This is a genomic window from Pseudomonas parafulva, from assembly GCF_002021815.1.
GTDB classification, from domain to species: domain Bacteria; phylum Pseudomonadota; class Gammaproteobacteria; order Pseudomonadales; family Pseudomonadaceae; genus Aquipseudomonas; species Aquipseudomonas parafulva_B.
Map to the genome: position 1 here is coordinate 13,366 of NZ_CP019952.1, position 17,564 is coordinate 30,929.

Consider the following 17,564-nt stretch of genomic DNA (forward strand, 5'->3'; position numbering starts at 1 on the left):
GGATAAGGTCTTCAAGACCAGGAAACGCGTGTTGTACAGAGATCCTGAACCCTGTGCTTTAACCCCGCTGAGCCTTCTGGATAACAGGGAATAGCCTGTGGATGAAATGCAGGTTTACCCACAGGGCGATTTATCCTCAAGAAAAATTAGCGCTTATCAACGGAGCTCAGATAGGGTTTTCCACAGGGCTTAGCGGCTACCGTTCCTGGCTGTCCCTTCGCTGGAGGCTTATTTCAAGCCAAAAAAAACCGCCCCTAAAGGGCGGTTGGCTGGTCCGGGACCAGGTTGTTTGTTACTTGCCGATGCAGAAACTCGAGAAAATCCGCCCCAACAAGTCGTCGGAACTGAAGGCCCCGGTGATTTCCCCAAGCACCTGCTGCGCCTGACGCAAGTCCTCTGCCAGTAATTCACCTGCACCTGCGAGGGTCAGCTGCGCACGACCGTGCTCAAGGTGCTCACTGGCCTGGCGCAAGGCATCCAGGTGCCGTCGACGGGCGCTGAAACCACTCTCGGCGGTTTGTTCATAGCCCATGCAGGCCTTGAGATGGTCGCGCAACAGCTGCAGCCCCCCACCCTCTCCTTTGGCGCTCAGCGTGATGGTGGCTTGTCCATCTTCACCCTGGTGCAGCGCTACTGGCTCCCCACTCAGATCCGCTTTATTGCGTATCAGGGTTACCCGTGCTGGATCCGGACGCTGGTCCAGAAACTCGGGCCATAAAGCAAAGGGATCGTCAGCTTCAGGGGCTGTGGAGTCCACAACCAGCAATATCCGGTCTGCCTCGCCTATCGCTTGTAGCGCTCGCTCGACACCGATCTTTTCCACATGATCATCTGTTGAACGTAGCCCAGCTGTGTCCACCACGTGAAGCGGCATGCCGTCGATGTGGATATGTTCGCGCAGGGTGTCCCGGGTCGTGCCGGCGATATCCGTTACGATCGCCGCTTCACGTCCCGCTAGCTGGTTGAGCAGACTCGACTTGCCTGCATTGGGTCGCCCAGCGATGACCACTGTCATGCCATCACGCAGCAAAGCCCCTTGGCCCGCCTCACGCAGCACTGTGGATAAATGATCCCTCACGGCATCGAGCATCGACAGCACGTGGCCATCGGCCAGGAAGTCGATTTCTTCCTCGGGAAAATCAATGGCGGCCTCCACGTAGATGCGCAGCGCGATCAACGCTTCGGTGAGGCTGTGGACATGTCTGGAAAATTCGCCCTGCAGCGATCGCAGTGCATTTCGCGCTGCCTGGCTGGAGCTGGCTTCGATCAAGTCGGCGATGGCCTCGGCTTGAGCCAGGTCAAGCTTGTCATTGAGAAATGCCCGCTCGCTGAACTCCCCTGGCCTGGCCAGGCGACACCCCAGTTGTACACAGCGCTGTAGCAGCATATCCAGGACCACGGGGCCGCCATGGCCTTGCAACTCAAGTACATCTTCACCGGTGAATGAGTTGGGCCCCGGAAAGAACAGCGCGATACCTTCATCCAGTACCACCCCCTCCTCGTCGCGGAATGGGCCGTAATGAGCATGACGCGGTTGCAGGCTGCGGCCGGTTATCCACTGGCCCGCCTGGGCAGCCAGTGGTCCTGACAACCTCACGATGCCTACGCCGCCGCGGCCTTGGGCAGTTGCGATGGCGGCAATGGTTTCACGCACAGTATTCATGCTGGGGAGCCTCTACGACAAATACGACAGATAGCAAAAACGCCCCACGAGGGGGCGTTTTATTCACAAGCTAGCGTAGCAGCCCGTCAGGCAGCCGCTTTCTTGTTGGCGGCCTCGATGCTGCGCGTGATGTACCACTGCTGCGTGATGGACAGGCAGTTGTTCACAACCCAGTACAGCACCAGACCGGCTGGGAACCACAGGAAGAAGAAGGTGAAGATGATCGGCATCATTTTCATCACCTTGGCCTGCATCGGATCCGGCGGGGTCGGGTTCAGGCGCTGCTGAATGAACATGGTAGCGCCCATGATGATCGGCAGGATGAAGAACGGATCCTTGATCGACAGGTCGGTAATCCACAGCATCCAAGGTGCCTGACGCATCTCGACGCTTTCCAGCAGTACCCAGTAGAGGGCCAGGAATACTGGCATCTGGACCAGGATTGGCAAGCAACCGCCCAGCGGGTTGATTTTCTCTTTCTTGTACAGCTCCATCATCGCCTGGGACATCTTCTGGCGATCATCGCCGAAGCGTTCCTTGAGCGCTGCGAGCTTGGGCGAAACAGCACGCATACGTGCCATGGAACGGTAGCTGGCAGCGGACAGCGGGAAGAACAGGCCCTTGATGAGCATGGTCAGCACGATGATCGACCAGCCCCAGTTACCCAGCAGGCTGTGGATATGTTGCAGGAGCCAGAAGATCGGCTGGGCGATGAACCACAGGAAACCGTAGTCGACGGTCAGCTCCAGGCCTGGGGACAACTCCTTGAGCTTGGACTGGATCTTGGGACCGGCATACAACATGGCGCTGGTTTCGGCCTTGCCGCCCGCAGGTACGCTGATAGCCGGGCCAGTGTAGCCGATGATGTAGTTGCCCTGGCTGTCCTTGCGGGTTTGCACCACATTGTTGTCGGACTTGGCCGGGATCCATGCGGTCACGAAGTAGTGCTGAAGCCATGCTACCCAACCGCCGGACACATTTTCTTTCAAACTACCTTTGTCGATGTCCTTCATCGAGACCTTCTTGTAGGGCTCCGAAGGTGTCCACAGGGCCGCACCCAAGTAGGTCGCGGTGCCGGTGGCAGTGCTCGACGACGGATCGGAACTGGCATCGCGCTTGAGCTGGGCGAACATGTTGCCGCTCCAGGCCTGGCTGCTCTGGTTGTCGATCAGGTAGCTGACGTTCAGGTCATACTCGCCGCGCTTGAAGCTGAAGCGCTTGATGTAGTTGACCCCGTTGTCGCTGAACTTCAGGTCTACCACCAACTGGTCCTGACCATCGGCCAACTGATAACGCTTCTGATCAGCAGCGTAGAGGGGGCGACCGGTCGAACGGGCATCTGGACCGTTTGCACCGGTCAACCCGCTTTGTGCGAGATAGACGCGCTCTGCACCGTTGTCGAACAGTTGGAACGGGATATCCGGATGGTCCTGACGGCGTGGATACTGCGGCAGGTTCAATTGGACGACGTCACCACCTACCGGATCGATAGCCAAGTCCAGCACATCGGTCTTGACCCGGATCAGATCCTTGCTGACAGCCACGGGTGCCAAATCGGCAGTGCGGGTTTCAGCAGTGGCGCTTGGCACATCGGCGCTGGCACCAGCACCGGCATTGCCGGCAGGTACGCCATCGGGCAAACCAGGGTTGTTCGTGCTGGCAGCAGTATTCTGAGTCGGCAGGGCAGCCTGGCCGTAGTCCTGGTTCCATTTAAGGACCATGACGTAGGACACGATTGCCAGGGCGACGATCAGGATCGTGCGTTTAATATCCATGATTACTCGGCTATCGAAGAAGTTCGGGAGGAAGGAGCGGGTGGAACGGGGTCGAAACCGCCGTCGTTCCACGGATGACAACGCCCCAGGCGACGAACGGCTAGCCATCCACCACGCCAGAGACCGTGGTTTTCGATGGCTTCGTAGGCGTAACAAGAGCAACTGGGGTAGAAACGGCAGTGGCTGGCCATCAGAGGACTAATGGCATAACGGTAAAACTGGATCGGAACGAGTGCCAGTTTACGCATCTTGGCTGCTTACCCCTGCGCAATCGGCGGAGACTGCTGGTGCCGGTCGGCTGCGCGCCAGGCGTTTCCAGAGTTTGCCGAAGTGTTGGTGCAATTCCGGGTTTTCTATCTCACCCAATCCCTTGCGCGCGACGATCACGATATCCAACCCGGCAAGTGAATGCTGGTTCAGACGAAAGGAATCGCGCATCAAGCGCTTGAGGCGGTTGCGTTGAACGGCGAGCTTGACGCTTTTCTTGCCAATCACCAGGCCTAGGCGCGGGTGATCCAGACCGTTCTCGCGAGCAAGGATCAGCAGGTTTTTCCCTGGAACCTTGCCGGTTGGGGAGTCGAAGACCGCTTTGAAATGCCGGGGTGTAAGCAGTCGCTTTTCCCGACTGAAGTCCTGACTCACCACCTGTGCCGAAAAATCAAATGGCCAGACGCTTACGGCCTTTGGCACGACGACGCGACAGAACAGCGCGGCCGTTCTTGGTAGCCATACGGGCACGGAAACCGTGAGTGCGCGCGCGCTTGATGGTGCTTGGTTGGAAAGTACGTTTCATGGCGTGTTACCTGGGTTTGTCGACGACGGGCCGGGATGGCCCCCTTTTAAGAGACCGGCGATTCTAGAGAAAGCAAGCCCATAGGTCAATTTCCAACCAACCTTTCCTTTAGGTGTGGGATGAACGGGCGTAGGCCTGGGCTAGCGGCACGGACACCTATATGAAGCTCGGCAAGACAACACCGCTCAACATGAAAAATAAGAAAGACATATAAAAAGCTTCTTTAAAGATCTTAATACTCTTAAGTGGATAACTTTCTGTGGATAACCTGGTGCAGGCCTTGAATTAAGCGATGTACAGCATTTTTAAACCCTGTTCGAAAGCCGTGCTACAGCTGTTGCAGGCTTGAATTTAAGCTGTGCATAAGTAGGGCTGTTATACACAGGCAGGTTATGCACAGGTCGATTCATAGGGTTGTGCATAGCCCTTAGGTCTAGTTATACACAAGGCTTATGCACAGTGTATAAGTGGTGTTTCGGTCATTTGATGGCTGGTTTGCCATGAATGCCGACGTGTCTGCATGTGGATAACTGAGCGCGTGCCCGGTACAATGGCCGTTTGTTTCAGCCTTCGTGGCTTTCAAGCTCAGGGGATATCCGTGTCAGTGGAACTTTGGCAGCAGTGCGTGGAGCTTCTGCGCGATGAACTGCCTGCCCAGCAATTCAACACCTGGATCCGTCCGTTACAGGTCGAAGCCGAAGGCGACGAGTTGCGCGTCTATGCGCCTAACCGTTTCGTTCTCGATTGGGTCAATGAAAAGTACCTGGGGCGTTTGCTTGAGCTTTTGGGAGAAAAAGGCACGGGCATAGCCCCCGCGTTGTCGCTGCTTATTGGCAGCCGGCGCAGCTCTGCGCCCCGTGCGGCACCTAATGCCCCGGTAAGCGCGGCTGTTGCAGCCTCCCTGGTTCAAACGACGCCCAAGGCCCCCGCCGTCACGCTGTCCGAGCCTGCTCCAGCGGCGACACTTGACCCCGCGCCTGCAAACGCCAACGATGTGGTCGAGCCTTCTTCGAGGGATAGCTTCGATGCCATGGCCGAACCTGCTCAGGCCCCCACGGGTAGGACGGAGCAGCGCACGGTACAGGTAGAGGGTGCCCTCAAGCACACCAGCTACCTGAACCGCACGTTCACGTTCGACACCTTTGTGGAAGGCAAGTCGAACCAGCTGGCCCGTGCCGCCGCCTGGCAAGTTGCCGACAACCCCAAGCACGGTTACAACCCATTGTTCCTTTATGGCGGTGTGGGCCTGGGTAAAACCCACCTCATGCATGCCGTGGGTAACCACCTGCTTAGAAAAAACCCGAATGCCAAGGTGGTGTACCTGCATTCCGAGCGCTTCGTCGCCGATATGGTCAAGGCACTTCAGCTCAATGCGATCAACGAGTTCAAGCGCTTCTACCGCTCAGTCGATGCGTTGCTCATTGATGACATTCAGTTCTTCGCGCGCAAGGAGCGTTCACAGGAAGAGTTTTTCCACACCTTCAACGCATTGCTTGAAGGTGGCCAGCAGGTGATTCTCACCTCCGATCGGTATCCCAAGGAAATCGAAGGGCTCGAGGAACGCCTTAAATCGCGCTTTGGCTGGGGCCTCACGGTGGCCGTAGAGCCGCCGGAACTGGAAACGCGCGTTGCGATCCTGATGAAGAAGGCCGATCAGGCCAAGGTGGAACTGCCGCACGATGCCGCTTTCTTCATCGCTCAGCGTATTCGGTCGAACGTGCGTGAGCTCGAGGGCGCCCTGAAACGAGTGATTGCTCATTCGCACTTCATGGGGCGCGACATCACCATCGAATTGATCCGCGAATCCCTGAAGGACCTTCTGGCATTGCAAGACAAGCTGGTGAGTGTGGATAACATCCAGCGTACGGTGGCCGAGTACTACAAGATCAAGATCTCTGATCTGTTGTCCAAACGCCGCTCCCGTTCGGTGGCACGTCCACGCCAGGTGGCGATGGCGCTCTCCAAGGAGCTGACCAACCACAGCTTGCCAGAAATCGGCGACATGTTTGGTGGGCGCGACCATACGACTGTGTTGCATGCCTGCCGCAAGATCAATGAACTGAAAGAATCCGACGCGGATATCCGCGAGGACTACAAGAACCTGCTGCGCACGCTGACGACCTGAGGGGCGTCAGCGCAGCCATATGAAGGCAAGGGACAAGACCATGCATTTCACCATTCAACGCGAAGCCTTGCTCAAACCTCTGCAACTGGTGGCAGGTGTCGTCGAGCGCCGGCAGACGTTGCCGGTGCTTTCCAATGTTTTGCTGGTCGTACAAGGCCAGCAACTGTCGCTGACCGGTACCGACCTTGAGGTTGAACTGGTTGGCCGTGTGCAACTGGAAGAACCTGCCGAGCCTGGCGAGATCACTGTCCCAGCCCGCAAGTTGATGGACATTTGCAAAAGCCTGCCCAGCGACGTGCTGATCGACATCAAGCTCGATGAGCAGAAACTCCTGGTCAAGGCCGGGCGTAGCCGCTTCACACTGTCGACATTGCCTGCCAATGATTTCCCGACCGTTGAAGAAGGCCCTGGCTCGCTCACGTGCAATCTGGAGCAGAGCAAACTGCGTCGATTGATCGAGCGCACCAGCTTCGCCATGGCCCAGCAAGACGTCCGTTACTACCTTAACGGTATGCTGCTGGAGGTTTCGCGAAATACCCTGCGCGCCGTTTCCACGGATGGTCATCGCCTGGCCTTGTGCTCGATGAGTGCACCGATCGAACAGGACGACCGCCACCAGGTAATCGTGCCGCGCAAAGGTATTCTTGAGCTTGCTCGCTTGCTGACCGAGCCTGAAGGCATGGTTAGCATCGTGCTTGGCCAGCACCATATCCGCGCAACGACAGGTGAATTCACATTCACTTCCAAGCTCGTCGACGGGAAATTCCCCGACTACGAGCGCGTGCTGCCCAAGGGTGGTGACAAACTGGTAATCGGCGATCGCCAAGCTTTGCGCGAGGCATTCAGCCGCACCGCTATCCTGTCCAACGAAAAGTACCGCGGGATTCGTTTGTTGCTTGCTGCCGGCCAGTTGAAGATCCAAGCCAATAACCCCGAGCAGGAAGAGGCTGAGGAAGAAATCAGCGTCGATTACGACGGCAGCTCGCTTGAGATTGGTTTCAACGTTAGTTATCTGCTGGATGTGCTGGGCGTGATGACTACTGAGCAGGTACGCCTGATTTTGTCAGACTCCAATAGCAGTGCATTGCTGCAGGAGGCAGGCAATGACGACTCTTCGTACGTTGTCATGCCGATGCGGCTGTAAGCAAAGCAGGCCCAATGTCACTTAGGCGTATCATCGTCACCGGGGTGCGAAATCTGCACCCGGTGACGCTCTCCCCCTCCCCGCGTATCAACGTGCTCTATGGCGATAACGGGAGCGGCAAGACAAGTCTTCTCGAAGCCGTTCATTTGCTCGGTCTGGCTCGATCCTTTCGCAGTACGCGCTTGAACCCGGTGATCCAGTATGAGCAAGCGTCTTGTACGGTATTCGGAGAGGTGCTCCTCGCTGAAGGAGGTAACTGCAACCTCGGGGTGTCTCGCGAACGTCAGGGTGATTTCACCATCAGGATCGATGGGCAGAATGCGCGTAGCGCGGCACAACTTGCTGAATTGCTTCCATTGCAGCTCATCAACCCAGATAGCTTTCGGCTACTGGAAGGTGCCCCAAAAATCAGGCGGCAGTTCCTGGATTGGGGTGTGTTCCACGTGGAACCCCGTTTCATGCCTGCGTGGCAGCGCCTGCAGAAGGCCCTCCGGCAGCGGAACTCATGGTTGCGGCATGGTACACTTGACCCAGCTTCGCAAGCCGCTTGGGACCGAGAGTTGTGCTTGGCCAGCGCCGAAATAGATGAGTACCGCCGCGAATATATCAAGGCCCTGAAGCCTGTATTCGAAAAGACCCTGAGCGAGTTGCTTGAACTCGACGGTCTGACCTTGAGCTATTACCGAGGCTGGGACAAAGACCGTGAACTGCAGGATGTGTTGGCTGCTTCTATTCTCCGTGACCAACAGATGGGACACACGCAGGCGGGTCCGCAACGGGCAGATTTGCGACTTCGATTAGCTGCAAACAACGCAGCAGACATCCTGTCCCGTGGCCAACAAAAGCTGGTGGTATGCGCATTGCGGATAGCTCAAGGTCATTTGGTTGGCCAAGCGCGACGCGGCCACTGCATTTATCTCGTGGACGATTTGCCATCGGAGCTCGATGAGCAACATCGCCGTGCACTGTGTCGCTTGCTTGAAGAATTACGCTGCCAGGTATTCATCACCTGTGTAGATCATGAATTATTGAGGGAAGGCTGGCAGACGGAAACGCCGGTTGCTTTGTTCCACGTGGAACAGGGCCGTATCACCCAGACCCACGACCATCGGGAGTGAAGGCATGAGCGAAAATCAGACGTACGACTCCTCCAGCATCAAGGTGCTAAAAGGTTTGGATGCCGTGCGCAAGCGTCCCGGCATGTACATTGGCGACACCGATGATGGTAGCGGCCTGCACCACATGGTATTCGAGGTGGTCGACAACTCCATCGACGAAGCCCTGGCCGGCCATTGCGACGACATCACAGTAATTATCCACCCTGATGAATCCATCAGCGTGCGTGACAACGGCCGTGGCATTCCGGTCGATGTGCATAAAGAAGAAGGCGTGTCGGCAGCAGAAGTCATCATGACGGTGCTGCACGCAGGCGGTAAGTTCGATGACAACTCCTACAAGGTATCCGGTGGATTGCACGGGGTAGGTGTTTCGGTCGTCAACGCATTGTCCGAGCAACTGATACTGACGGTACGTCGCAGCGGCAAGATCTGGGAGCAGACGTATGTCCATGGTGTGCCTCAGGCGCCGATGGCGATCGTTGGCGAGAGCGAGACGACCGGTACTCATATTCACTTCAAGCCGTCCGCTGAGACATTCAAGAATATTCACTTCAGCTGGGACATCCTGGCCAAGCGCATTCGTGAACTGTCTTTCCTGAACTCGGGCGTTGGCATTCTGCTGAAAGACGAGCGAAGTGGTAAGGAAGAGTTCTTCAAATACGAAGGCGGCCTGCGGGCGTTCGTCGAGTACTTGAATACCAACAAGACGCCGGTAAACGCTCAGGTGTTCCACTTTAGCGTGCAGCGTGAAGACGGTGTGGGCGTAGAAGTTGCTCTCCAGTGGAACGACAGCTTCAACGAGAACCTGCTGTGCTTTACCAACAACATCCCGCAGCGTGATGGCGGTACGCACTTGGTAGGCTTCCGTTCTTCGTTAACCCGCAGCCTGAACAGCTACATCGAGCAAGAAGGCCTGGCAAAGAAGAACAAGGTTTCGACCACCGGGGACGACGCCCGTGAAGGCCTGACTGCAATCATTTCGGTCAAGGTGCCCGATCCCAAGTTCAGCTCGCAGACTAAAGACAAGCTGGTTTCGTCGGAAGTGAAAACCGCTGTCGAGCAGGAGATGAACAGGTACTTCTCCGATTTCCTGTTGGAAAACCCGAACGAAGCCAAGGCTGTCGTCGGGAAAATGATCGATGCTGCGCGTGCTCGTGAAGCTGCCCGCAAAGCGCGTGAGATGACCCGCCGTAAGGGTGCACTGGATATCGCGGGCTTGCCAGGCAAGCTGGCTGACTGCCAGGAGAAGGACCCTGCCCTATCTGAACTCTATCTGGTCGAGGGTGACTCCGCAGGCGGCTCTGCGAAGCAGGGGCGTAACCGTCGGACCCAGGCCATTCTGCCGCTCAAAGGCAAGATCCTGAACGTGGAGAAAGCTCGGTTCGACAAGATGATCTCGTCCCAGGAAGTGGGGACATTGATCACTGCGCTGGGCTGCGGCATTGGTCGGGAAGAGTACAACATCGAAAAACTGCGGTATCACAACATCATCATCATGACCGATGCTGACGTTGACGGTTCGCACATTCGTACGTTGCTGCTGACCTTCTTCTTCCGCCAATTGCCGGAGCTGGTCGAGCGCGGTTACATCTACATCGCCCAGCCACCGCTGTACAAGGTCAAGCGCGGCAAGCAGGAGCAGTACATCAAGGACGATGAGGCCATGGAAGAGTACATGACCCAATCGGCCCTGGAAGACGCCAGCCTGCACCTGGACGAGTCCGCGCCACCGGTATCCGGCGTGCAACTGGAAGCCCTGGTCAACGAGTTCCGCGGTGTGATGAAGACCCTCAAGCGTCTGTCGCGCTTGTACCCGCAGGAGCTAACCGAGCACTTTATCTATCTGCCTGAAGTCACCCTCGAGCAGCTGGGTGATCATGCCGTGATGGAAGCCTGGAAGAACCAGTTGCATGAGCGCCTGAATTCGACCCAGAAATCGGGCCTGGTCTACAAGGCCAGCCTGCGTGAAGACAAGGAACGTAACGTATGGCTGCCTGAGGTGGAAATTACCTCCCACGGGCTTGCCAGTTACATCACGTTCAACCGTGACTTCTTCGGCAGCAACGACTACCGCACCGTAGTCAACGTAGGTGCCAAGCTGTCCAGCCTGTTGGGCGAAGGCGCTTATGTGCAGCGTGGCGAGCGTCGCAAAGCCATCGTCGAGTTCAAGGAGGGCCTGGACTGGTTGATGAACGAGACCACCAAGCGCCATACCATCCAGCGCTATAAAGGGTTGGGCGAGATGAACCCGGATCAGCTGTGGGAAACCACCATGGACCCAACAGTGCGCCGGATGCTGAAGGTCACGATTGAAGATGCAATCGCGGCTGACCAGATCTTCAACACCCTGATGGGTGATGCCGTTGAACCGCGCCGTGACTTCATCGAAAGCAATGCACTGTCGGTGTCCAACCTGGACTTCTGATTAGCCTCGACCGTCACATGACCGGGTAGCTTCGAAATTCGAGTTTAACCGGTCATCATCAAGCCCGCGCCAGCGGGCTTTTTCTTTCCCGATCTTTGGGTAGGCAAGCTCACCCTCGTCGGCTCAAGGGTAAAGCTCAGAACGGACTTGCAGTGGGCCGCACGACCAGTTCACTGACATCCACCTCTGCCGGTTGCGCAACCGCATACGCTATCGCTTGAGCGATGGCTGAAGCAGGTATTGCGACCTTGCGAAACGCCTGCATCTCCGCTCGGCCGCCTGCATCTGAAATGCTATCGGCCAGCTCCGACTCGGTGACGCCTGGCGCGATCAGCGTCACCCGAATGTCGCCCCCTACTTCCTGACGCAGACCTTCAGAAATCGCACGTACTGCATATTTGGTGGCGCAGTACACCGCAGCGGTTGGGCTAACCGTATAGGCGCCAATGGATGCGATATTGATGATCTGCCCTGCACGCTGTCGCTGCATTACTGGAAGCGCCGCGGCGATGCCATGCAGCACGCCTCGAATGTTCACGTCAATCATCTGGTCCCACTCTTGGACCTTGAGTGCTTCGAGTTTTGAAAGCGGCATGACCCCAGCGTTATTGATGAGGACGTCAATGCGACCGTGCAGCGACATGGCGAAATCAACGAAGGACTGCATGCTGTCCAAGCGCGTGACATCCAGCGCCTGTACATCGGCTGTACCTCCCGCCAAGCGAAGCTCGTTGGCGACCGCATGTAGGCGATCAATGCGACGGGCACCCAGCACTACGCTGGCGCCTTTGCTTGCGAGCAAGCGGGCTGTTGCTTCACCGATACCGCTGCTGGCCCCGGTGATGACGACGACTTTGCCTTGAATACCGTCCATATGTCGCTCCTGCTTCAGCTTGGAAAAGCCACCTTGATGGCAGCGGGTGAACCCAAGATTAGGAGGCATGAGGTGGTACGGGTTATGCGATTTCTGCCAATCGCTTGCATGATTCTGCAAGAGCGACGTGCGACGAGGGCGAGCAATACCCCGGGTTCGGCTTGCGTGCAGGGCGTCAATGTACGTCGGCAATGCCCGCTGCTTTCAAGCGCCGATACAACGTACGTTCGCTGATACCCAACTGCTTGGCCAGCTCACTGCGCGACCCCTTGAAATGACTGAGCACCTGTATGAGATCTGCCGGTCGACTTGCGTAGGCGCGCACTTCGGCAGGTAGCGACACCACGTCTTCTGGCAAGTGTTCCGGCTCAATGACGCCTTCATCGGCAAACAGACGTGCCCGCTCCAGGATGTTGCGTAGCTCGCGGATGTTCCCCGGAAACGGATACATCCTCAGTTGATCAAGTGCTGCATCACCGAGCGTGGGCGCGCTGGGCCCTGCGATTCTTTTCAGCAGGCTTTGGATCAACAGAGGCAAATCCTCGCTACGCTCGCGCAGTGCAGGCATGCGGATGGGGAAACCACTGATCCGATAGTACAGGTCCTCCCTGAACGTCCCGTCGGCCACCATCTGCCTCAAGGGTTTATGGGTTGCCGACACCAGTCTGAAGTCCGAATGCACGGTGCGCAGGCTACCTACTGGCCGGAAGCTGCCGGTTTCGATCAAGCGCAACAGCTTGACCTGCATGGCCAAGGGCACCTCACCTATCTCGTCCAGGAACAGCGTACCGCCATGGGCAGCTTCCGCCAGGCCGGTCTTGCGCTGGTGCGCACCGGTGAATGCGCCCTTCTCATAACCGAACAGTTCGCTTTCGAAAAGCGCCTCCGTCAGGCTGGTGCAATCGACCACGACCAAGGGCCCATCGGCTCTGGGGCTGCCCATGTGCAATGCGCGCGCGAACAGTTCCTTGCCGGTGCCGGACTCACCCTGGAGCAAGACAGGGATGTCAGCCGGCGCCGCGCGTTGCAAGCTGGCCAATGCCGCCTTGAATGCAGGTGCCTGGCCCACTAGGCCCTGTTCCTGAGGCTGGGCAGATGCGATGACGATACGGGTGAGCCGTTCGACGAAAGCAATCACCCTGCCCTGCTCATCCAGGATCGGCCGAAGTTCGACATCCACATGTTCCGGCCCGCGTGGGGTGTGATGCACATGCAGCACACGCTCGGGCACCTTGCTGGACCAGGCCTTGCGCATCGGGCAGTCCTCGCCGGCCTGGTCGCAGGGAACGTGGTAATGGTGTGAGACCTTGTGACATTTCTGCCCAAGCGGCGCCTGCTGGTCCTGGCCGAACTGACGTCGATAAGCGGCGTTGGCGGCCAGAATGTTGTAGTCGGTGTCCAGCACGATGGCGGGCAGTACGTCGTGCTCCAGGAAAGACACCAAGGCAAGCACGGAAGGGTGAGGTTCGGACATGACGGCACCAGTCGGATAACGAGTTCGAGGGTAGCAAGGACTGCCAGCTGCTGCCATCGACTGACACCTGACTGCCACTGTTCACTGCCAACGAAGCTGCCATTTGCCTGTCACTCCGCCAATTCTGGGCTCCAGGCGAGTATCAGTGGGGTGGCATGCATCTTGATGGGGATAGGTATGGCGCCCTCTGGAAAAATGCAGCCAACGAGGGGGAGCCGAATGGGAGACTTGAATGATCATTGGCAATAACTTTCACGTGGAAGCGTTCTTCGACAGCGCCACCTCAACCATCAGCTACCTGGTCATGGATGGCGAAACGCGTGCTTGCGCCTTGATCGACAGCGTTCTGGATTACGACCCGAAGGCTGGGCGCGTGACCACAGCCTCTGCAGATTGCCTGATCGAACGCGTGAAAGCGCTTGGCGCCCAGGTGCAGTGGATATTGGAAACCCATGTGCATGCAGATCACCTGTCCGCTGCTGCCTACCTCAAAGACAAGCTGGGAGGCCGCATTGCAATCGGCGCTTGCATCACCCAGGTCCAGAAAGTCTTCGGCAGTTTGTTCAACGCTGAACCTGGCTTCGCCCGTGATGGCAGCCAGTTCGACGTCCTGTTCGACGATGGAGACATTTTCCAGATAGGCAATCTGCAGGCTCAAGCCCTGCATACCCCTGGGCATACGCCTGCCTGCATGAGCTACCTCATCGAGCATGAAGGCGAGTCGGCAGTCTTCGTCGGCGACACGCTGTTCATGCCGGACTACGGGACTGCGCGATGCGACTTCCCTGGCGCCGATGCTCGGACCCTGTATCGGTCGATCCACCGCCTCCTGGCCCTTGGAGATAGCACCCGGCTGTTCATGTGCCACGACTACCTGCCCGAAGGGCGCGAGCTGCGGTACATGACCACCGTGGCCGAGCAGCGCACTCAGAACATTCACATCCACCAGGGTATCGACGAAGACAGCTTCGTTGCCATGCGCCAAGCGCGTGATCGAACGCTGGACATGCCTGTCCTGATCCTGCCCGCCGTCCAGGTGAACATGCGCAGCGGCCAGTTCCCAGCGCCTGAAGCCAATGGGGTGCGCTACCTGAAGATTCCCCTCAATTCGCTGTAGTCAGGCACATCCCATAACCAGACAGTCAGGATCAACCATGCCCGCCGTGCCCTCTTCCGTCCCAGCCTTTCATCACCAGATCATCATCATAGGCGCCGGTGCTGCTGGCATTGCGACGGCGTCCAGCCTCCTCAAGCGCGACCGCTCGCTGGACATTGCCCTGATAGACCCCGCCGAGGTCCATTACTACCAACCCGGCTGGACCATGGTCGGTGCTGGGGTCTTCGATGCCCCGAGCACGGCTCGGCCGATGTCGTCCGTCATCCCTCGCGCGGTGCGCTGGATCAAGTCACAGGTGCAAGGGTTCGATGCACATTGTCGCAAGGTCCTGCTGGCAGATGGCAGGGCTTTCACCTATGAACAGCTGGTGGTCTGCCCCGGATTGAAGCTGGATTGGACGGCCATCGATGGGCTGGCCGATACCCTGGGCGAGCATGGCGTCACGTCCAATTACCGCTATGACCTGGCGCCCTATACCTGGGAGTTGGTGCAAGGCCTCAGGCAAGGCCGCGCCGTGTTCTGCCAGCCGCCCATGCCCATCAAATGCGCTGGCGCACCGCAAAAAGCGCTGTACCTTTCGTGCGACCACTGGCTGCGCCAGGGCCGACTGGGCACCGTACGAGCCAGCTTTTTCAATGCCGGCAATGCCTTGTTCGGGGTGCCGGCCTATGTGCCTGCATTGATGGCGTATATCGACAAGTACTCGGTAGACCTCAACTTCGGCCATCGGCTGATCGCGGTGGATGGACCGAAGCAGCAGGCTGTGTTCGCCCATACGTTTGCGGATGGCACTCAGCACCTTCGCACCGAGCCGTTCGACATGCTGCATGTGGTACCGCCGCAGGTCGCCCCCGACTTCATTCGTCACAGCTGCCTCGCCGATGGCGCTGGCTGGGTGGATGTGGATCCCGCGACCCTGCGCCATCGTACATTCGCCCATGTGCACGCCCTTGGGGACGTGATCAATGCCAGCAACGCGAAGACGGCAGCCGCTGCACGCAAGCAAGCGCCGGTGGTGGCCAACAATGTATTGGTGGCCTTGGGCCGACACACGGGCCTGGCGCACTATGATGGTTATGGCTCCTGCCCGCTGACAGTCGAGCGCGGCAAGATCGTGCTTGCCGAGTTTGGCTATGGTGGCGCGCTCAAGCCGAGCTTCCCCCAGTGGCTCCTTGACGGCCGCAAGCCCACACGCCTGGCCTGGCTGCTCAAAGCTCGCCTGCTACCACCCTTGTACTGGCAAGGCATGCTCAAGGGCCGTGAATGGCTGGCCAAGCCGGTGGCAAGCACGACCGAGGCAGCCCAGTGATCGATCAGGCGTGGCTCAGTGCAGGCCTGGGCACGATCATCGGCGCGGTCTTGGCACTGACCGGTGCCGGTGGCGGCATCCTTGCGGTTCCGTTGCTGGTGTTCGGCCTGGGACTTTCGATGGCGCAGGCCGCCCCGATCGGTTTGCTGGCTGTGGGGCTGTCGGCGGCGGTGGGTGCCGGGTTGGGCTTGCGCCAGGGCGTGGTGCGCTACCGTGCGGCCCTGTTCATCGCAGCAGTGGGCATCGTGTTCACGCCCCTGGGGCTGATGCTCGCGCACCGCTTGCCCAACGCACCGCTGCAGCTGATGTTTGCGGGCATCCTGATCTATGCGTGCATGCGCACCTGGTTGAAGGCCCGTCAGCAATTGAATGGCGCAGACTCAGGTGCACACCGCTTCATCGAGCCCTGTGTACTCAACCCCCTGCAGGGCCGGTTACGCTGGACGCTTCCGTGCGCTCGGGCGCTTGCCGGCACTGGGGCGCTGTCGGGGTTGCTGTCAGGCCTGCTGGGGGTGGGCGGCGGCTTTGTCATCGTCCCTGCCCTGCGGCGCTACACCAACTTGCGTATGGTCAGCATCGTCTCTACCTCCCTGGCAGTCATCGCGCTGGTCGCCTTGGGCAGTGTCGCTACCGCCACCCTTGCAGGGAGCATGCGCTGGCAGGTGGGTGCGCCATTTGCGCTAGGTGCGGTACTGGGCCTGCTGGTAGCCCGGCCACTGGCGGCAAGGCTGGAGGGCCCCCGCCTGCAACAACTGTTCGCCATCGCAGGCTGGGCCGCAGCGGCGTTGTTGATCAGCAGAGCGCTAGGGGGCTAGCAGCGCATCCTGCTCGGCGGCACACAGGTTCAGCAGGTAATCCCATACCACGCGCAGGCGCACGGATTTATGCAGTTCGCGCCGGGTGCAGATCCAATAACTGCGCTGGATGGTTTCCCCCGGCAGCACCCTAACCAGCGTTGGGTCGTGCCGCGCCATGTAGTTGGGTAGCACGGCGATACCCAGCCCAGCACGCGCCGCCGCTTGCTGGGCAATCACGCTGGTACTGCGAAATACCACGTTCGGCGATCGGCAGAAGCTGTTGAGAAACAGCAGCTCCTGGCTGAACAGCAAGTCGTCCACGTAGCCGATCCAACTGTGCCGCGCCAGGTCTTCGCGGTTGCGCAATGGCGCGGCACGCTCCAGGTACGCTGCGCTGGCATAGAGGGCCAGCCGGTAGTCGGTCAGCTTGCGGGTGATCAGCAAGTCTGCACTTGGCCTTTCCAGGTGAATGCTGATTTCCGCTTCACGGTTGAGGATGCTGACGAAACGCGGCACCGCAACCAACTCCACTTCCAGGCCAGGGTAGCGCTCGAACAGCTCATTCATCCGTGGCGTGAAGAACATGATGCCGATCCCCTCCGTGACGCCGAGGCGGATCTTGCCCAGCGGCGTGATGGCCTGGGTGATTTCCTCCTGCGCCAGCAAGGCGGTGTTCTCCATGGCTTCGGCATGTTTGAGCAGTGCCTGACCAGACGGCGTCAGCTCATACCCCTGCGCATGCTGAACGAACAACGCAGTGCCCAGGCTCTGCTCGATACGCTCGATGTGACGCGCAACGGTGCTGTGGGTCGTCTCCAGACGCTTGGCGGCCGTCAACAAGCGCCCGCTGCGTTGCAGCTCCAGGAAAAACCGCAAATCATTCCAATCGAACATGCTGGTCCTTGCATATCTGTATCGAACACCCAGGTGATAGGTGCCGACGCTCCACG

At 58.5% G+C, this 17,564-nt stretch carries 15 protein-coding genes; 7 read left to right on the plus strand and 8 right to left on the minus strand.

From position 1 onward, the window contains the following. Window positions 1-292: 292 nt before the first annotated feature. The 5 genes from mnmE to rpmH form a co-directional block, all read right to left on the minus strand. The gene (gene mnmE / locus B2J77_RS00075) at window positions 293-1,663 is read right to left on the minus strand and encodes a tRNA uridine-5-carboxymethylaminomethyl(34) synthesis GTPase MnmE (RefSeq protein ID WP_058638773.1); all 1,371 of its coding nucleotides are present in this window, start codon (window positions 1,661-1,663) and stop codon (window positions 293-295) included. 86 nt (window positions 1,664-1,749) lie between these two features. After that, complete coding sequence (gene yidC, locus B2J77_RS00080) at window positions 1,750-3,438, minus strand: membrane protein insertase YidC (protein WP_058638772.1); 1,689 nt, start codon at window positions 3,436-3,438, stop codon at window positions 1,750-1,752. A gap of 2 nt (window positions 3,439-3,440) precedes the next feature. Further along, window positions 3,441-3,686, minus strand: coding sequence for a membrane protein insertion efficiency factor YidD (gene yidD / locus B2J77_RS00085; RefSeq protein WP_078477749.1), 246 nt, complete (start codon window positions 3,684-3,686; stop codon window positions 3,441-3,443). Next, window positions 3,679-4,083 (minus strand): ribonuclease P protein component, encoded by a 405-nt coding sequence (gene rnpA, locus B2J77_RS00090; RefSeq protein ID WP_058603069.1) that lies wholly within the window; start codon window positions 4,081-4,083, stop codon window positions 3,679-3,681. The genes yidD and rnpA overlap by 8 nt, the downstream gene beginning before the upstream one ends. Window positions 4,084-4,096: 13 nt before the next feature. Further along, window positions 4,097-4,231: a 50S ribosomal protein L34 gene (gene rpmH / locus B2J77_RS00095; RefSeq protein ID WP_003253163.1), complete on the minus strand. Its 135-nt coding sequence runs from the start codon at window positions 4,229-4,231 to the stop codon at window positions 4,097-4,099. A 598-nt stretch (window positions 4,232-4,829) separates the two neighbouring features. Between rpmH and dnaA the strand changes: the two genes are divergently transcribed. From dnaA to gyrB, 4 genes are read left to right on the plus strand one after another with little or no spacing between them, the layout of a single operon-like run. After that, window positions 4,830-6,356, plus strand: a complete 1,527-nt coding sequence (dnaA, locus tag B2J77_RS00100; RefSeq protein ID WP_058602711.1) for a chromosomal replication initiator protein DnaA — start codon at window positions 4,830-4,832, stop codon at window positions 6,354-6,356. A gap of 40 nt (window positions 6,357-6,396) precedes the next feature. Beyond that, on the plus strand, window positions 6,397-7,500 hold the full coding sequence (gene dnaN, locus B2J77_RS00105; RefSeq protein ID WP_023532585.1) for a DNA polymerase III subunit beta: 1,104 nt from the start codon (window positions 6,397-6,399) through the stop codon (window positions 7,498-7,500). A 14-nt stretch (window positions 7,501-7,514) separates the two neighbouring features. Next, window positions 7,515-8,618 (plus strand): DNA replication/repair protein RecF, encoded by a 1,104-nt coding sequence (gene recF, locus B2J77_RS00110; RefSeq protein WP_078477750.1) that lies wholly within the window; start codon window positions 7,515-7,517, stop codon window positions 8,616-8,618. A gap of 4 nt (window positions 8,619-8,622) precedes the next feature. Next, the gene (gene gyrB, locus B2J77_RS00115) at window positions 8,623-11,043 is read left to right on the plus strand and encodes a DNA topoisomerase (ATP-hydrolyzing) subunit B (RefSeq protein WP_058638771.1); all 2,421 of its coding nucleotides are present in this window, start codon (window positions 8,623-8,625) and stop codon (window positions 11,041-11,043) included. 136 nt (window positions 11,044-11,179) lie between these two features. Here gyrB and B2J77_RS00120 read toward each other — a convergent pair whose 3' ends face one another. Continuing rightward, complete coding sequence (locus B2J77_RS00120) at window positions 11,180-11,917, minus strand: SDR family oxidoreductase (protein ID WP_078477751.1); 738 nt, start codon at window positions 11,915-11,917, stop codon at window positions 11,180-11,182. Window positions 11,918-12,092: 175 nt separating this feature from the next. Then, the gene (locus tag B2J77_RS00125; RefSeq protein WP_078477752.1) at window positions 12,093-13,391 is read right to left on the minus strand and encodes a sigma-54 interaction domain-containing protein; all 1,299 of its coding nucleotides are present in this window, start codon (window positions 13,389-13,391) and stop codon (window positions 12,093-12,095) included. A gap of 232 nt (window positions 13,392-13,623) precedes the next feature. On the opposite strand from B2J77_RS00125, the gene B2J77_RS00130 reads away from it, so the two are divergent. The 3 genes from B2J77_RS00130 to B2J77_RS00140 are packed head-to-tail and all read left to right on the plus strand — an operon-like array spanning window position 13,624 to window position 16,632. Next, window positions 13,624-14,508 (plus strand): MBL fold metallo-hydrolase, encoded by an 885-nt coding sequence (locus B2J77_RS00130; protein WP_078477753.1) that lies wholly within the window; start codon window positions 13,624-13,626, stop codon window positions 14,506-14,508. 37 nt (window positions 14,509-14,545) lie between these two features. Further along, window positions 14,546-15,817 carry an NAD(P)/FAD-dependent oxidoreductase gene (locus B2J77_RS00135; protein ID WP_078477754.1) on the plus strand — a complete coding sequence of 424 codons (1,272 nt, stop codon included), beginning with the start codon at window positions 14,546-14,548 and terminating at the stop codon, window positions 15,815-15,817. After that, window positions 15,772-16,632 (plus strand): sulfite exporter TauE/SafE family protein, encoded by an 861-nt coding sequence (locus tag B2J77_RS00140; protein WP_230379292.1) that lies wholly within the window; start codon window positions 15,772-15,774, stop codon window positions 16,630-16,632. The genes B2J77_RS00135 and B2J77_RS00140 overlap by 46 nt, the downstream gene beginning before the upstream one ends. Here B2J77_RS00140 and B2J77_RS00145 read toward each other — a convergent pair. Continuing rightward, window positions 16,621-17,508 carry a LysR family transcriptional regulator gene (locus tag B2J77_RS00145; protein ID WP_027913298.1) on the minus strand — a complete coding sequence of 296 codons (888 nt, stop codon included), beginning with the start codon at window positions 17,506-17,508 and terminating at the stop codon, window positions 16,621-16,623. The two genes, B2J77_RS00140 and B2J77_RS00145, sit on opposite strands and share 12 nt — an antisense overlap. Between the last annotated feature and the right edge of the window lie 56 nt (window positions 17,509-17,564).

Coding starts and splice junctions, on each gene's coding strand:
- rpmH (WP_003253163.1), bottom strand. CDS start 4,231: ATGAAACGTACTTTCCAACCAAGCACCATCAAGCGCGCGCGCACTCAC.
- B2J77_RS00125 (WP_078477752.1), bottom strand. CDS start 13,391: ATGTCCGAACCTCACCCTTCCGTGCTTGCCTTGGTGTCTTTCCTGGAG.
- B2J77_RS00120 (WP_078477751.1), bottom strand. CDS start 11,917: ATGGACGGTATTCAAGGCAAAGTCGTCGTCATCACCGGGGCCAGCAGC.
- yidC (WP_058638772.1), bottom strand. CDS start 3,438: ATGGATATTAAACGCACGATCCTGATCGTCGCCCTGGCAATCGTGTCC.
- recF (WP_078477750.1), top strand. CDS start 7,515: ATGTCACTTAGGCGTATCATCGTCACCGGGGTGCGAAATCTGCACCCG.
- dnaN (WP_023532585.1), top strand. CDS start 6,397: ATGCATTTCACCATTCAACGCGAAGCCTTGCTCAAACCTCTGCAACTG.
- mnmE (WP_058638773.1), bottom strand. CDS start 1,663: ATGAATACTGTGCGTGAAACCATTGCCGCCATCGCAACTGCCCAAGGC.
- B2J77_RS00130 (WP_078477753.1), top strand. CDS start 13,624: ATGATCATTGGCAATAACTTTCACGTGGAAGCGTTCTTCGACAGCGCC.
- B2J77_RS00145 (WP_027913298.1), bottom strand. CDS start 17,508: ATGTTCGATTGGAATGATTTGCGGTTTTTCCTGGAGCTGCAACGCAGC.
- yidD (WP_078477749.1), bottom strand. CDS start 3,686: ATGCGTAAACTGGCACTCGTTCCGATCCAGTTTTACCGTTATGCCATT.
- B2J77_RS00135 (WP_078477754.1), top strand. CDS start 14,546: ATGCCCGCCGTGCCCTCTTCCGTCCCAGCCTTTCATCACCAGATCATC.
- B2J77_RS00140 (WP_230379292.1), top strand. CDS start 15,772: ATGGCTGGCCAAGCCGGTGGCAAGCACGACCGAGGCAGCCCAGTGATC.
- gyrB (WP_058638771.1), top strand. CDS start 8,623: ATGAGCGAAAATCAGACGTACGACTCCTCCAGCATCAAGGTGCTAAAA.